The sequence below is a fragment of the Brevibacillus centrosporus genome (assembly GCF_003710815.1).
In the GTDB taxonomy this organism is placed as follows: Bacteria; Bacillota; Bacilli; order Brevibacillales; family Brevibacillaceae; genus Brevibacillus; species Brevibacillus centrosporus.
In genome coordinates this window covers 288,788-304,957 of sequence record NZ_RHHP01000001.1, presented here as the reverse complement: position 1 = coordinate 304,957, position 16,170 = coordinate 288,788, and the positions used below count along the sequence as shown (strand labels likewise).

13 protein-coding genes are annotated in these 16,170 nt (G+C 50.6%); all 13 read left to right on the top strand.

Annotated elements, in window-relative coordinates; all coding sequences use genetic code 11:
* Positions 1 to 14 precede the first annotated feature (14 nt).
* The 13 genes from rseP (at position 15) to truB (ending at position 16,168) form a co-directional block, all read left to right on the top strand.
* A complete protein-coding gene (rseP, locus tag EDM55_RS01505) occupies positions 15 to 1,286 on the top strand; it encodes an RIP metalloprotease RseP (protein WP_092266695.1) in 1,272 nt (423 codons plus the stop codon).
* Between the two features lie 49 nt (positions 1,287 to 1,335).
* Positions 1,336 to 2,418 (top strand): flavodoxin-dependent (E)-4-hydroxy-3-methylbut-2-enyl-diphosphate synthase, encoded by a 1,083-nt coding sequence (gene ispG, locus EDM55_RS01500; protein WP_092266696.1) that lies wholly within the window; start codon positions 1,336 to 1,338, stop codon positions 2,416 to 2,418.
* A gap of 110 nt (positions 2,419 to 2,528) precedes the next feature.
* The gene (locus tag EDM55_RS01495) at positions 2,529 to 4,274 is read left to right on the top strand and encodes a proline--tRNA ligase (protein WP_170184291.1); all 1,746 of its coding nucleotides are present in this window, start codon (positions 2,529 to 2,531) and stop codon (positions 4,272 to 4,274) included.
* A gap of 100 nt (positions 4,275 to 4,374) precedes the next feature.
* Positions 4,375 to 8,679 carry a PolC-type DNA polymerase III gene (locus EDM55_RS01490; RefSeq protein WP_122959455.1) on the top strand — a complete coding sequence of 1,435 codons (4,305 nt, stop codon included), beginning with the start codon at positions 4,375 to 4,377 and terminating at the stop codon, positions 8,677 to 8,679.
* A 167-nt stretch (positions 8,680 to 8,846) separates the two neighbouring features.
* Positions 8,847 to 9,305, top strand: a complete 459-nt coding sequence (gene rimP, locus EDM55_RS01485) for a ribosome maturation factor RimP (RefSeq protein WP_092266699.1) — start codon at positions 8,847 to 8,849, stop codon at positions 9,303 to 9,305.
* Positions 9,306 to 9,347: 42 nt separating this feature from the next.
* Complete coding sequence (nusA, locus tag EDM55_RS01480; protein WP_092266700.1) at positions 9,348 to 10,439, top strand: transcription termination factor NusA; 1,092 nt, start codon at positions 9,348 to 9,350, stop codon at positions 10,437 to 10,439.
* A 2-nt stretch (positions 10,440 to 10,441) separates the two neighbouring features.
* On the top strand, positions 10,442 to 10,732 hold the full coding sequence (gene rnpM / locus EDM55_RS01475) for an RNase P modulator RnpM (protein ID WP_055747015.1): 291 nt from the start codon (positions 10,442 to 10,444) through the stop codon (positions 10,730 to 10,732).
* Positions 10,729 to 11,028 carry a YlxQ family RNA-binding protein gene (locus tag EDM55_RS01470; protein ID WP_092266701.1) on the top strand — a complete coding sequence of 100 codons (300 nt, stop codon included), beginning with the start codon at positions 10,729 to 10,731 and terminating at the stop codon, positions 11,026 to 11,028. Before rnpM ends, EDM55_RS01470 begins: the two co-directional genes overlap by 4 nt.
* Positions 11,029 to 11,050: 22 nt before the next feature.
* Positions 11,051 to 13,594, top strand: a complete 2,544-nt coding sequence (gene infB / locus EDM55_RS01465; protein WP_122959454.1) for a translation initiation factor IF-2 — start codon at positions 11,051 to 11,053, stop codon at positions 13,592 to 13,594.
* Complete coding sequence (locus tag EDM55_RS01460; RefSeq protein ID WP_092266703.1) at positions 13,594 to 13,875, top strand: DUF503 domain-containing protein; 282 nt, start codon at positions 13,594 to 13,596, stop codon at positions 13,873 to 13,875. The genes infB and EDM55_RS01460 overlap by 1 nt, the downstream gene beginning before the upstream one ends.
* Before the next feature lie 23 nt (positions 13,876 to 13,898).
* Positions 13,899 to 14,270 carry a 30S ribosome-binding factor RbfA gene (gene rbfA / locus EDM55_RS01455; protein WP_092266704.1) on the top strand — a complete coding sequence of 124 codons (372 nt, stop codon included), beginning with the start codon at positions 13,899 to 13,901 and terminating at the stop codon, positions 14,268 to 14,270.
* Positions 14,254 to 15,249, top strand: coding sequence for a DHH family phosphoesterase (locus EDM55_RS01450; protein ID WP_092266705.1), 996 nt, complete (start codon positions 14,254 to 14,256; stop codon positions 15,247 to 15,249). Before rbfA ends, EDM55_RS01450 begins: the two co-directional genes overlap by 17 nt.
* Positions 15,242 to 16,168 (top strand): tRNA pseudouridine(55) synthase TruB, encoded by a 927-nt coding sequence (gene truB, locus EDM55_RS01445; RefSeq protein WP_122959453.1) that lies wholly within the window; start codon positions 15,242 to 15,244, stop codon positions 16,166 to 16,168. Before EDM55_RS01450 ends, truB begins: the two co-directional genes overlap by 8 nt.
* The last annotated feature ends 2 nt before the right edge of the window (positions 16,169 to 16,170 follow it).

Sequence of the window (16,170 nt, the reverse complement as noted above, 5' to 3'; positions counted from 1 at the left end):
AGGTGGCTGTTCAATTGCCTCTTCCCAATCTGGATTCCGTTGGATCAATTCTCGCGATAGTAATCGTTTTTGGGGTACTCGTCTTTGTGCATGAACTTGGACATTTCCTGCTCGCAAAAAGAGCGGGAATACTTTGCCGTGAATTTGCACTCGGCATGGGGCCCAAAATTTTCCGTGTTAAGCGGGGAGAAACGGAATACACGCTTCGCCTTTTGCCAATCGGTGGACTCGTCCGTATGGCAGGTGAAGACCCTGAGATGGATATGTTGAAACCGCATATGGAAATCGGTGTGGAGCGAGATGCGGTGGGAAAGGTAACACATATCCTCCTGGATGGGCCAGGCACCGGCTCAGCACGAGCGATTTCCGGTACAGTTGTAAGCTTTGATCTGGAACACGCACTGAACCTGACGCTTGATATTGGCGGGGAGCAGCGTACGTTTTCCGTGCATCCACAAGCTCAACTGGTGAAGGATGGACAAGAGGTTCAGATTGCCCCACTGAACAGACAGTTTAAAGGAAAGACGGTATCTCAGCGCTTTTGGGCCATTTTCGCAGGTCCAGCTGCCAACTTTATTCTGGCCTTTCTGTTATTTGTCGCCATTGGACTAATTTACGGAGTTCCGAAAGACGTTCCTTATCTCGGCGAAGTGAGAGCGGGCGGTCCTGCTGCCCAAGCTGGTTTGCTTCAAGGCGACAAAGTGATCTCTATTGAAGGAAAGCCAGTTGCTTCCTGGAAAGAGATCGTGGAGATCGTCAGTCAATCTCCCGGGAAGGAATTGACCTTCGAATACGAGCGTAGTGGCCAGCGCCATTCAGTTCCGGTGAAGGTAGGGAAAGATGAGAATAACGTTGGGAAAATCATGGTGACAAACTCGTTGACATACGCTCCAGGGGAAGTCTTGAAGTACGGAGCTTCATCTACCTATGACTTTACGATGATGATCCTGAAAAGCCTGGGAATGCTCTTTACGGGTTCGGTAGGAATTAATGATTTGAGTGGACCTGTCGGCATCTTTAAGATGACGGGTGAGTTTGCGCAGCAAGGTATCGCGATTTTGATGAAATGGGCGGCTGTCCTCAGCATCAACCTGGGATTGTTCAACCTGCTCCCGCTTCCTGCATTGGATGGTGGACGTCTGGCGTTCCTGGCTGTGGAAGCTCTGCGTGGTCGTCCGATCGATCCGCATAAGGAAGGGATGGTACACTTCCTTGGATTTGCGTTCTTGATGCTCTTGATTTTGGTGGTAACATGGAATGACCTGCAACGGTTTTTCTTTCAATAACGTACTCACTTACTAGAACGAATACAGACAAAATGAAGGATGGTGCAAAATGTACAAGCGCGAGGAGACGAAACCGGTATTTGTCGGAGGCGTACAAATCGGGGGTCAGAAGAGCGTAGTCATTCAATCCATGACCACTGCGGATACGCGGGATGTGGAGAAAACGTTGGCCGAGATCCAGAGATTGCACGATGTAGGGTGCCAGATCGTTCGTCTGGCCGTCATTAACGAGGACGCTGCACGTGCGATTAAAAAGATCAAGGAGCGGTCTCCGCTGCCGCTCGTTGCGGATATTCACTTTGACCATAAGCTCGCACTGATTGCACTTGAGAGCGGAATCGACAAGATCCGGATCAATCCGGGGAACATCGGTTCCAAGGAAAAGACGAAACGAGTAGTGGAAGCATGCCGCGAGCGCAATGTACCGATCCGAATTGGTGTCAACTCGGGTTCTGTAGAAAAGCGACTGCTTGAAAAATACGGCTATCCTTCGCCTGAAGCGATTGTAGAGAGCGCGATGGACCACGTGGAAATTCTCGAAGACTTGAACTACGACAACATCGTCATTTCGCTGAAGTCTTCCGATGTCCCAACAATGATCCAAACGTATTCCCTGATGGCACAAAAACGCAACTACCCATTGCATGTCGGTGTTACCGAGGCGGGAACGCAATTCTCTGGCAGTATCAAATCGGCTGTGGGTATTGGTACCGTCCTGTCGATGGGAATTGGCGATACGATCCGTGTATCCTTGACGGCTGACCCTGTAGAAGAAATCAAAGTGGCGAAACAAATCCTGCGCAGCTTGGACATCGTGAACAACGATCCCGTAGTCATTGCTTGCCCTTCCTGCGGACGCTGCGCGATTGACCTGATCGGGCTGGCTACCAAAGTAGAGGATGCGATTTCTACCTTGAAGGTTCCTTTGAAGGTAGCTGTGATGGGCTGCGCCGTAAACGGACCAGGAGAAGCACGCGAGGCTGATGTAGGCGTTGCGGGTGGTAATGGAGAAGGATTGATCTTCCGCAATGGCGAAATTGTTCGGAAAGTGAAAGAAACCGAACTGTTTGAAGAGTTGATGAAAGAAATCAACGAAATGGTCGGCGAACAAAAGCCTACACATGTAGGGTAAGTAGATCGCTTCTAATCTACACGAGTATGAGCGAAGTGAAACTTTCCGCTACTGATGGTCACAGGCCGCGGTAGAGGGTTTTTATAAGCATTAAGGAGGACACGCACGTGTTGAAGCAAAGCCAAATGTTGATTCCTACCCTGCGGGAAGTGCCTGCTGATGCGGAGATTGCCAGCCACAAGCTGCTGCTCCGTGCCGGTATGGCCCGCCAGCTGGCATCCGGTATTTATACCTACCTGCCGCTCGCACTCCGCACCCTGCACAAAATCCAAGCCATCGTGCGTGAAGAGATGAACAACGCTGGCGGTCAGGAGCTTTTAATGCCAGCTATGCAGCCAGCAGAGCTGTGGCATCAAACCGGTCGTTGGGATGTGTATGGACCAGAGCTGGTTCGTCTGCGCGATCGTCATGACCGTTCCTTTGCGTTGGGGCCGACCCACGAGGAAGTCATCACCAGCCTTGTGCGTGATGAAATCAACTCGTACAAAAAGCTGCCAATCAACCTTTACCAGATCCAAACCAAGTTCCGTGATGAGGTTCGCCCTCGCTTCGGGTTGATCCGCTGCCGTGAGTTTATCATGAAGGATGCGTATTCCTTTGATACGACTCAGGAAGGCTTGGATCGCAACTTCCGAGCGATGTACGATGCCTATACCAACATCTTCACTCGCGTTGGGTTAAACTTCCGCGCAGTTGAAGCAGATGCCGGTGCCATCGGCGGTAAGGGCACGTATGAATTCATGGCTCTGTGTGATATCGGCGAAGACACTATTGCCTACTCCGAAGAAGGCGATTTTGCCGCGAACCTGGAGAAAGCAGAAGTCGTTTACCAGCCAGCAGCGAAGCCTGCGACTGAAACTCCGGTGCCTGAAAAACTGCATACCCCTGGTGTCAAAACGATCGAGCAATTGACAAAAGCGCTTCAGATCGAAGCGAAGCAAATTGTCAAAAGCCTGCTCTATCGGGTAGACGACAAACTGGTCATGGTACTCGTTCGTGGAGATCACGAGCTCAACGAAGTAAAGCTGAAAAATCTGTACGATGCAACCATCGTTGGATTGGCGACAGAAGCGGATATCTTGTCCGTAACAGGTGCTCCAGCAGGCTTTGTTGGACCCGTTGGCCTTGACAACGAAAAAGTGGAAATCATCGCGGACAACAACGTTCAAGACGTTTTCGATGGTGTAGTAGGGGCTAACGAAACAGACTACCATATTCAACATGTTAAACCAGGTCGTGATTACACGGTATCCCGCTATGCTGACCTTCGCAATATTACGGAAGAAGACGTTTGCCCACGTACTGGCGGAGCGATCAAGTTTGCCCGCGGTGTAGAAGTCGGCCATGTCTTTAAGCTCGGAACGAAATACTCGACAGCGCTGGGGGCTACCTTCCTCGATGAAAATGGAAGAAGCCAGCCAATGATCATGGGCTGCTACGGCATCGGGGTATCCCGTACGATTGCAGCAGTCATCGAGCAAAACAACGATGAAAATGGGATCATTTGGCCAGTAGCTGTAGCACCTTTCCACGTGCATGTCATTCCGGTCAATGTTAAAGTAGAAGAGCAACGTCAGACCAGTGAACAAATCACAGAAGCATTGCGCAAAGCAGGCGTGGAAGTATTGTTTGACGACCGCCCTGAGCGCGCAGGTGTGAAGTTCAAGGATGCTGACCTGATCGGATTGCCGCTGCGCATTACGGTTTCCGACAAGGCTGCAGAGGAAGGCACTGTAGAAATTCGCGTACGGAAAACCGGAGAGACCGTTCATGTCAAGCTGGACGAAATCGCGAGCGAAGTCAAAGCTTTGCTGGCCCGCGTTGACCGCACGGGAGCCGAACTGTTCGGAGTGTAATTGACAGCAGGAATAAAGAGGGATTTTGTCGAAATTTACGGGGTACTCCCCTGATGCAACGGGAGTGCCTCTTTTTCTTGTTTTAGGGGGTGGGAAAGCCGTGGACCGTACACAAGAGCAAAAGCAACGGTTCGCCCTGCTGGTGAAGCAAATGGAGCTTCCCGCAGAATGGGTGGAACGTTTTTTTCAGGACGGACAGATTGATAAGCTGGAGCTGTACAAGCAAAATCGTGAGTGGGTATTTCGTTTTACGCTTCCCAGGATGCTGCCTGCGGAGGTCTTTCATGCGTTCACACAGAGGCTGACGCAGACCTTTTCCCATCTGGCGAAAGTAGATGCCAGTTTTCGATATGGGCAGAAACCACCTTTGGAGCAAATCGTAAATGAGTACTGGGATGTTGTGCTTGCACGTGTCGAGCCGGCCTTGAATTCACTGGCTGTCACGATGCGTACAGCGAAAAAAGAGGTCGCGCAGCAAGAAGTAAAAATCTACTTGCCTACCGATATGACGGTAGAAGTGGCCAAAAGAAAAAAAGCGGACAGCGAACTGCTCGCCGTTTTTCAGAAGACGACCGACACTTCTCCGCGTTTTACGTTCCATCAGGAAGAGAGTGATGAAGCGTACAAGGCTTTCGTTGAACAGCGCAGCGAGGAAGAGAGAGCGCTGGTCGAGGTCGTCATGACTGCCGCTGCGCAGGAGGCCAAGTCTGCTGATAAGACAGAGGCCATTACGACTCTGATGATGGGGTATGAAATTAAGGATGCCCCTATTCCGATCTGTGAGATTCAGGATGAGGAGCGCCGGATAGTCATCCAAGGTGCCGTGTTCAACGTGGAAGTAAAAGAGCTGCGAAGCGGTCGCCATTTGCTTACCTTTAACATCTCTGACTACACAGATTCGCTTACCGTCAAAATGTTTTCCCGCGATAAGGAAGACGTCAAGATGCTGGAGGCTCTGAAGGATGGTATGTGGGTCAGGGTGCGAGGAAGCGTACAGCATGATACGTTCATTCGCGATCTGGTGATGAATGCGAACGATCTCAATCAGATCGAGCAAGTCGTACGCCGAGATACGGCAGAAGAAAAACGTGTTGAGCTGCATTGCCATACACCTATGAGTGCTCTGGATGCGGTAGCGTCCGTAAAATCGCTCGTTTCTACAGCGGCGAAATGGGGACACCCGGCGATTGCCATTACTGACCACGGAGTCGTACAGGCATTTCCGGAGGCTTATTCAGTTGCCAAGAAAAATAACATCAAGTGCATTTTGGGGATGGAAGCGTACGTCATCGAGGACGGGATTGATATCGTCTACAATTTGACGGCAGATAACAACATTCCGATTGATGAGAATACGGAATACGTCGTCTTTGACACGGAGACGACCGGCTTGAACGCAGCCGAGCATACCATTATCGAAATCGCTGCGGTGAAGATGAAAGGGAGCGAGATTGTCGCAGAGTGGACGGAACTGATCGACCCTCAGCTGGAGATTGGACCGAAAACAACCGAGATCACGGGGATTACCAATGAGATGCTGCGCGGCAAAGACACCTTGGATGTCGTGCTTCGCCAGTTTAAGGAATTCACCGGAAATGCGATTCTGGTCGCTCACAACGCCGAGTTCGATAAGGCGTTTATCAATGCCTGCGCGAAACGGATCGGCATGGAGCCTTGGAACAATGCCTTCCTGGATACGCTGCCCCTTGCGCGGATGATGTACAAAGGTATGCGCAACTATCGGCTGGGCAGTCTCGCAAAAAAATTCAATGTAGAACTGATCAATGCTCACCGCGCGTTGGACGATACGGTTGCGCTGGCGCATGTCTTCCAGCAGATGCTCAAAGACATCAAGGAAGCGCAGATCAAGACGTTGGCGCAGTTAAATGAACAGAGCAATGCAGAAGCGGACTATAAAAGCGGTCGTCCATTCCATGCGACGATCCTCGTGAAAAACAAAGAGGGATTGAAAAACCTCTACAAGCTGGTGAGTCGCTCTCACGTCGAAACCTTCTATAGATGGCCACGGATCCAGCGCAGTCAGCTGACGAAGTATAGGGACGGTCTACTGATCGGTACGGCGTGCAAGGACGGCGAGCTGATGCAGGCCATTTTGCGCGGGAAATCGCCGGAGGAGCTGAAGGAAGTAGCTTCGTTCTACGATTACCTGGAGCTGCAGCCGATCGCCCATTACTCGCCATTGCTGCGCAACGAGGAAATCCCAAGCCTCGAGACGATGAAAGGGTACCACCGAAACATCGTCCAGATGGGAAAGGAGCTCGGCAAGCTCGTAGTCGCGACGGGGGATGTGCATTTCCTCAACCCGCAGGATGAAATCTTCCGAGATGTCTTTTTGCTTTCCAAAGGGGACCCAACTGCAGGAAACCAGCCACCACTTTATTTGCATACGACAGATGAGATGCTGGAGGCGTTCTCTTTCCTCGGGGAAGAGACTGCACACGAAGTCGTTATAAAAAATACGAATGCGATCGCAGATATGATCGAGGATGTAAGTCCGATTCCAGACAAGCTCTACACACCCGTCATCGAGGGAGCCGATGATGAGCTGCGGCAAATGTGCTATGACAAAGCAAAAAGGCTCTATGGCGATCCGCTGCCTGAGTTGGTAGAACATCGACTGGAAAAAGAGTTAACCAGTATCATCAAGCACGGGTTCGGTGTTATCTATTTGATTTCCCAGCGCTTGGTGACAAAGTCGTTGCGAGACGGCTATCTGGTAGGTTCACGGGGATCGGTAGGTTCCTCCTTTGTCGCGACCATGTCCGACATTACCGAGGTAAATCCTCTGCCACCGCATTACCGTTGTCCGAACTGCAAGCATAGTGAATTTATCACGGATGGATCGATTGCTTCCGGATTCGACTTGCCAGACAAAGAATGTCCGTCTTGTAGCACAAGCTACGAAAAAGATGGGCAGGACATTCCGTTTGAAACGTTCCTGGGCTTTAAAGGAGACAAGGTACCGGATATTGACTTGAACTTCTCTGGTGACTACCAGCCGCGAGCGCATAAGTACACGCAGGAGCTTTTCGGAGCCGATTATGTCTATCGTGCAGGAACGATTGGTACGGTCGCAGAGAAGACCGCTTACGGCTATGTGCGAAAGTACGCCGATGAGCGCAAGATGACACTGCGAAATGCAGAGGTCTCAAGGATCGTGAACGGCTGCACAGGTGTAAAAAGAACGACAGGTCAGCACCCGGGCGGGATCATTGTAGTGCCTGACTATATGGAAATTGAAGATTTCTGTCCGATCCAGTTTCCGGCTGATGACAATGAATCGGAATGGCGCACGACGCATTTCGACTTCCACTCCATTCATGACAACTTGCTCAAACTCGATATTCTGGGACACGACGATCCGACAGTCATCCGAATGCTGCAAGACTTGACGGGCATGGATCCAAAAACGATCCCGCTCGATGACAAGAAGACGATGTCGATCTTTAGTTCCACGGAAGCATTGGGTGTGGCACCTGAGCAAATCGGTACGAATATGGGGACTTTGGGAATTCCAGAGTTCGGTACCAAATTCGTACGTCAGATGCTTGAGGATACGAAGCCGACCACGTTCGCCGAGCTGGTTCAGATTTCGGGTCTGTCACACGGAACGGACGTTTGGCTGAACAATGCACAGGATTTGATTCGCAATGGAACATGTAAGCTTCCTGATGTAATTGGTTGTCGTGACGACATCATGGTGTATTTGATCTACAAAGGTCTGGAGCCTTCCCGTGCCTTCAAGATCATGGAGTCGGTGCGGAAAGGAAAAGGCGTGCCGGAGGAAGATCAGGAAGAGATGCGCAATAACAACGTTCCTGAATGGTACATCCAGTCTTGCCAACGGATTAAATACATGTTCCCGAAAGCCCACGCGACTGCCTACGTCATGATGGCGGTACGGATCGCGTACTTTAAGGTGCATCGCCCGCTGGAGTTTTACGCGACCTACTTCACGGTACGGGCGGATGACTTCGATATCCCGTTGATGGTTAAAGGCTCTGCGGCTATTCGCCAGAAGATCGAAGAGATCGAGGGCAAAGGACACGACGCTCTGCCGAAAGAGAAGGCGCTGCTGACCGTATTGGAGATGGCCCTGGAGATGGTCGAGCGCGGCTTCCGTTTTGCCAATGTGGATCTGTACGCCTCTGACGCGACACGCTTCCTGATCGACGGAGATTCGCTCATTGCTCCGTTTAATGCGTTGCCAGGTCTGGGTACCAACGCTGCGCTCAGTATCGTGGAAGCACGGCAGCAAGGAGAGTTCCTCTCCAAGGAGGATTTGCTGTCTCGTTCCAAGATCTCCAAGACTATTTTGGAGTATTTGGAGGAGCAAGGAGCTCTCAAAGGATTGCCTGAATCCAACCAGCTATCCTTGTTCTAATCAGGTGTCAAGAGGGGTGCCCTCATCCAAAGGTTGTCAGGGAAGGGCGCTTATGCTATAATTTTTTTGGAAATACTGGTTTTATACGCATGACAGATCGAGAGTGGGGAAACCCACTCTTTCTTTCTGGTTACACCTCAGGGTTCATACGAGAAGGAGGTACTTGCTTGAGCAAGGTAACGGACATCGTCACCGAACTGGTCACGCCCATTGTTGACGAATTGGGTCTGGAACTAGTTGATATTGAGTACAAGAAGGAAGGCAGCAACTGGTTTCTGCGCGTGTTTATCGACAATGAAACTGGCAACATCGACATCGATGACTGCGCCCTTGTCAGCGAGAAGCTTAGCCAAATATTAGATGAAGTGGATCCGATCCCTACTGCATATTTCTTGGAAGTTTCTTCGCCTGGTGCAGAACGCCCGCTCCGAAAAGACAAAGATTTCGAGAAGGCTGTCGGTCGACACGTTCACATCACAACAAAAGAGCCAATAGAAGGAGCAAGCGTGTTCGAGGGCGAACTCATATCCTTTGAGGACGGTAAGTTGACAGTTAAGGAAGCGAAAAAGACGTACGTGATTACACAGGAGCAGATTGACACGGCCCGTATGGCAATCGTCTTTTAATAGTCTGGCCGGTGGTAAGTAAAGGAGGAGGCAACGAAAGTCATGAACGGCGATTTTATCGAGGCTCTAGAAGCCATTGAAAGAGAGAAAGGCATCACCAAAGACGTACTGATTGAGGCAATCGAAGCAGCACTGATCTCTGGATACAAAAGAAATTTTAATTCGGCCCAAAACGTACGGGTGGATGTAAATCGTCATTCGGGAACTGTGCGCGTGTATGCGCGGAAAAATGTAGTGGAAGAGGTACTGGATCCACGCCTCGAGATTTCTCAGGAAGCAGCACAAGAAATCGATCCGAATTTCCGTCTTGAGGATATTGTTGAAATTGAAGTAACTCCTCGTGATTTCGGGCGAATTGCTGCTCAAACGGCAAAGCAAGTCGTGACACAGCGCATTCGCGAAGCAGAGCGCGGATTGATTTATAGCGAGTTTATCGAGCGCGAAGACGATATCGTAACAGGTGTTGTTCAGCGTATGGATGCACGCAATTACTATATCGATCTGGGTAAAGCGGAAGCGGTTATGCCGATCACGGAAAAAATGCCATCCGAAGAGTTCAAGTCACAAGACCGCGTGAAGGCATATATCATCAAGGTAGAAAAAACAACCAAGGGACCGCAAATCGTCGTTTCTCGTACACATCCGGGTTTGCTGAAGCGACTGTTTGAGCTCGAGGTTCCTGAAATTTACGATGGTGTCGTGGAGATTAAATCTGTCGCTCGTGAAGCGGGAGACCGTTCCAAGATTGCCGTCCATTCCATCAATGCAGACGTTGACCCAGTCGGAGCGTGCGTAGGTCCAAAAGGTATGCGCGTACAGACGATCGTAACCGAGCTTAAAGGTGAGAAGATCGACATCGTTCGTTGGTCCGAGGATCCGGCTGAATATGTGGCAAACGCACTTAGCCCTGCAAAAGTTCTCCACGTAGAAGTGAACGCGGCTGAGAAAGTGACCCGTGTCATTGTACCTGATTACCAATTGTCCTTGGCGATTGGCAAGCGCGGTCAAAATGCACGTCTGGCAGCCAAGCTCACTGGATGGAAAATCGATATCAAGAGTGAGTCCCAGGCAGACCAAGAAGGCATCGCTTATCCAAAAGCAGTAGAGGGCGATGAAGGGGCGGACATCGAATAATCATGAAGCAAAAAAAAATCCCTTTACGCAAGTGCATCGTTTGCCAAGGAATGTTTCCGAAGAAGGAATTGATCCGAGTGGTTCGGACGCCTGAAGAGGAGATCGTGATTGATCTGACTGGAAAGGCCGCTGGACGCGGGACTTATGTCTGCCGTCAGGATAGCTGTCTGAAACCAGATGCGTTCGCCTCGGGGAAATGGAAAAAAGTGCTGGAGCGTGCACTGAATATGTCCATTACTCAGGAGAAATACGATGCATTTCGTGAAAAATGGCTGGAGATGATGGGGCAATGATTCCCAAAGCTGCGCAATTGCTCGGACTTGCCATGCGAGCAAGAAAAGTAATTACTGGTGAGGAGCAGGTACTAGCTGCCATACGCAGCGGTCAGGCCCATCTGGTATTGCTCGCGGCTGATGCATCTGACAATACTGCCAAAAAAATGAGAGATAAATGTTCCTATTACGGTGTTTCGTGTGTTACCACTGGGGACCGACATGAGTTGGGCCGTGCCATTGGGAAAGATGGACGGGTCACAGTGGCGGTAACTGATGGGAAGTTGGCTGAAAGCATTCAGCGTCTGCTCACCTAACTTAGGAAAGGGTGAAGTCCATTTGAAGACACGTGTGTATGAATATGCCAAACAACACAACATGAGCAGTAAGGAAATCCTCAATTTGCTAAAGCGCTTGAATATAGAAGTTGCAAATCATATGAGTATCATGGAAGAAGGCACGATCAAAAAGATCGAGGATCACATGGCAAAGCTGCGTGCTGGCGGTTCCAAGCCAGAACAACAACGCTCCGCGCCAAGTGAGGCAAGACCGAAACAAGCAGACGATCAACGTCGCCAGAATGAAGCCAGAGGACAATCCCGTCCCCAGTCGCAGCCAGGGCAGCAAGCACAAGCTGAACGCCCGGCCGACCGTGATCGCGGTGGTAACAGCCTGGGCAACAATCGTCCAGCTGGAAACAGGCCCGATCAGCAGAGTCCTCAAAATGGAAAAAATCAGGGGAAGAATCAGGAGAGAAGACCAAACAATATGAGAAGTCAACCCGCAAAGCCGAATGACCGTAAACCACAGCCGCAAAATCAACAGCAACGACCGCCAAGACCGCAACAAAATCAGCAACGTCCACAAAATCAGGCTGCAAATGCAGGTGCAAATACTGCAAATGCACAGCCTGAAGTTCGCGCCGGAGAAGACTTTGAAGATAAAGTGAAACTCCCAACCAACGTAGGTATTGAAAAACGCGAGAAGATCAAAAAAGGTCCACAAACGCAAAAAACGTTTGAAGACAACAAGAAGAATCAGCCTTTCCGCGGAGGAAACAATCGTAACCAGAACAACCGCAGAGGCAACAACCACCGTGCACCACAAAAACAACAGCGTCCAGTGCTGGAGCCACCAACAAAAATCACGTTCACAGATTCTTTGACAGTGAACGAGCTGGCGCTAAAACTGCGCAAGGAACCTGCGGAAATCATCAAAAAGTTGTTTAATTTGGGTATCATGGCTACGATTAACCAATACCTGGAGAAAGATGCCATCGAGCTCATTTGCGCTGAGTACAACATAGAAGTGGAAGAAAAAATCATCATCGACGAGACCAACTTCGAAACACTGGAAGAAGTAGATGCTCCTGAAACCTTGATGGAGCGCCCGCCAGTTGTTACGATCATGGGTCACGTTGACCACGGGAAAACAACGTTGCTGGATGCGATCCGCTCTACAAACGTAGTAGCCGGTGAAGCTGGCGGTATTACCCAGCATATTGGTGCTTACCAAGTTGAGATCAAAGGGAAGAAAATCACATTCTTGGACACTCCTGGTCACGCAGCCTTTACTACCATGCGTGCTCGCGGTGCCCAAATTACAGATATTACGATTCTCGTAGTGGCAGCTGACGACGGTGTGATGCCACAAACCATCGAGGCGATCAGCCACGCGAAAGCAGCGAATGTACCGATCATCGTTGCTGTGAATAAAGTGGATAAACCAGAGGCGAACATCGATCGCATCAAGCAAGAGCTGACGGAGTACGAACTGGTTGCCGAGGAATGGGGCGGCGACACGATCTTCTCCCCATTGTCTGCGAAACAGCGTACAGGTATCGAGGAACTGCTGGAGTACATCCTGCTGGTATCCGAAGTACAAGAGCTCAAAGCGAATCCAGACAAACGTGCCCGCGGTACGGTTGTGGAAGCTGAGCTGGATAAAGGCCGCGGACCAGTTGCGACCATCCTGGTTCAACAAGGGACGCTGCGTGTAGGGGATCCAATCGTAGTAGGTTCTGCGTATGGCCGTGTACGTGCCATGGTGAACGACAAAGGTCGTCGTCTGAAAGAAGCAGGCCCATCCACTCCAGTAGAAATCACTGGTTTGAACGATGTTCCTCAAGCAGGAGATCAATTCCGCGTCTTCGAAGACGAGAAAAAAGCTCGTGCAATCGGGGAAGCTCGTGCATCGAAGCAGCGTGAATCCGAGCGTCGTGAAAGTGCACGCGTATCTCTGGACGACCTGTTCCAACAAATTCAGGAAGGCGACATCAAAGAGCTGAACCTGATTGTGAAAGCAGACGTACAAGGTTCTGTTGAGGCTCTCCGTGGTGCTTTGGAAAAGATCGATGTAAACGGTACGCGTGTGAAAATCATTCACACAGGTGCAGGTGCCATTACCGAGTCCGACGTGACCTTGGCAAATGCATCCAACGCGATCATCATCGGCTTCAACGTTCGTCCTGAGCCAAATGCGCGCAACATGGCCGAACAAGAGAAGATCGACATTCGCTTGCACCGTGTCATCTATACCGTAATCGAAGAGATCGAGCAAGCTCTGAAAGGGATGCTGGATCCTGTTTACAAAGAGAACATCATCGGTCAAGCTGAGATTCGCGAAGTATTCAAAGTATCCAAAGTCGGTAACATCGCTGGTTGCTACGTTACAGAAGGCAAGCTGAGCCGCGATGCAGGTGCTCGCCTGATCCGTGAAGGCATCGTGATTTACGAAGGCAAGCTGGATACACTGAAACGCTTCAAGGATGATGCGAAGGATGTTGCCGCAGGTTACGAGTGCGGTCTGACACTGGAGCGCTTCCAGGATCTCAAAGTGGGCGACGTCGTCGAAGCCTTCGTGATGGTGGAAGTGAAACAATAATGATTGCGAGTGTGCAGATCGAACTGTTTCTGCCCGCTTGTCAAAATTTGAAAGAGAAAAGAGCCATCGTCAAGAGCTTGATTGGAAAGATGCGGAACCGCTTCAATGTCTCCGCATCTGAGATGGCTTACCCCGAGCAGTGGCAGCGTACCATTTTGGGTATCGCTGCCGTTGCTAATGAGATGTCCTTTTTGCAAAAAGAGGTTCAGACCGTGATCCGCTTCGTGGAAAACCATCCTGATGTGGAGTTGATTCAAGCGGATACGGAATACTACGATTAGTACAGCCAGCGGAGGTGAAGAACATGAACAAGACACGGATGAGCCGAGTAGGGGAAGAGATCAAGAAAGAGCTGAGCATGCTTTTGCAGCGAGGCCTCAAAGATCCGCGCATCGGTTTTGTTACCGTTACTGATGTAGAAGTGAGCAGCGACCTGCAGTTGGCGAAGGTATATGTCAGCATCTTTGGAAGTGAAGAGCAGCGCAAAGCATCTTTGGCCGGATTGCAAAAAGCAAAAGGCTACCTGCGAACCGAAATCGGCAAGCGCGTGAAGCTGCGCCACATTCCTGATTTTACATTTAAACTGGACGAGTCAATTGACTACGGCAGTAAAATAGAATCAATCCTGCGGGAAATCTCCACTGAAGAGGGAAAACAGGATGAAGCCAAATCTTAATACTGTGGAGGAAGCGGCACGATTCATGCAATCGCATGACCGCTTCCTGGTTCTTTCTCACGTCAATCCAGACGGGGACGCGACAGGCTCTGCACTTGGAGTTGTCATGATTCTCGAGCAGTTAGGTAAAGAATACGTGGTTGTAAACGAAGGGGAAACACCGGTGAAGTTTAACTTTTTACCGCGTTTTGAACAGCTGCGAAACCTTTCGACGCAGCCACTGGATGAAACATTTGAGGCCGTGATCGCCGTAGACTGTGCTGATGAGTCTCGGATGGGCGATGTACGGTCTTTATTTGGTTCAGGAGCTGCCTTGCTCAATATCGATCACCACCCGACGAATGATGGCTTTGGCAGCATTAACCTGATTCGTACGGATGCGGCAGCTACTGCAGAAATTTTGTATGATGTGGCTGTGGCAGCAGGTGTCAGCTTCAATGAAGAACTGGCTCTGTGCATTTACACGGGTCTTTTGACGGATACGGGTGGCTTTCGCTATTCCAATACGTCTCCTCATGTAATGGAAATTGCGTCGCAGCTGCTGCGTTACGGAGTCAAGCCGGGTGAGGTCGCGGAGCGCTGCTTGGAAGAAATCACGCTGGCTCACGTAAAAATGTTGAGACTTGCTCTGCAATCGCTGGAAATGTCTCACGAAAACCTGGTGGCTTCCATTACAGTGCATTTTGAAGACTTCGCACAGGCGGGGGCTGGTCGTGACGACACAGGAGGGCTGGTCAACTACTGCCGGAACATCGAAGGCGTAGAAGTAGGCGTCTCCTTTGTAGAGTCTGAGGTAGGCGCCGTGAAAGTGAGTCTGCGTGCACGTGATCGCGTGGATGTATCGGCGATCGCCAAGCAGCTGGGCGGCGGCGGTCATGCCAAAGCAGCAGGATGCACGATTCGGGGCTCTTTGCAGGACGCAAAAGGAAAAGTATGGCTTGCATTGGGAGAAGCATTAGGAGTGAACAGCAATGAGTAACGTAAACGGTGTGCTTGTGGTGGACAAGCCGGCCGGAATGACCTCGCACGATTGCGTTTCGCGAATCCGCCGACTCTACGGAACCAAGAAAGTAGGGCACACAGGGACTCTCGATCCGGATGTGACGGGAGTGCTACCGATCTGCCTGGGGCAGGCTACGCGGCTTGTCGAGTATTTGCAGGAGCTTCCCAAACGTTACGATGTGGTCATGCGCATTGGCTCCTCTACGACCACCGAAGATGCTTCCGGTGAAGTCATTGAGCAGAAAGAAGTCGATATCGCTTCGATTACAAAAGAACGAGTAGAAGAGCTCTTTCAATCCTTTCTGGGTGAGATCGATCAAGTGCCGCCGATGTACTCCGCAGTCAAAGTCAACGGGGTTCGACTGTATGATTTGGCGAGGGAAGGCACAGTAATTGAGCGTCAATCCCGAAAAGTGACCATCTATGAGCTGACTCTTCACGATATTTCGGCAGGCGATGGTGTTGTGGACGTTTCGTTTACCTGCACCTGCTCGAAAGGCACCTACATGCGTACCTTATGTGTTGACCTCGGGCGCGTACTGGGGTATCCTGCCCATATGAAGCTGCTGCGGCGAATAAAAAGCGGCCCGTTTACAGAAGGGGAAGCAATCCCTCTCCAGGTACTGGAGGAGCAGGCTGCAAATGGGGAAGACCTTTCCCGTCATTTAGTCTCGATCCCACAAGCCATGTCGTTCATGCCAGCTTTTCAGGTCAAGCCGGAGCGCGTTCGGGCAGTGCGAAATGGATTGGTTACGGCGCTGCCAGGTGTCAACGTTGAAGAAGGAAGCCTGATTTGCCTCTTTTCAGAGAATGAGCTGCTCGGGATTCACCGCGTCTGCCGTGGGGAAAAAGGCCTCTTTGCCAAAGCAGAAAAAGTCTTTCCTTCCGAGGTGTAACC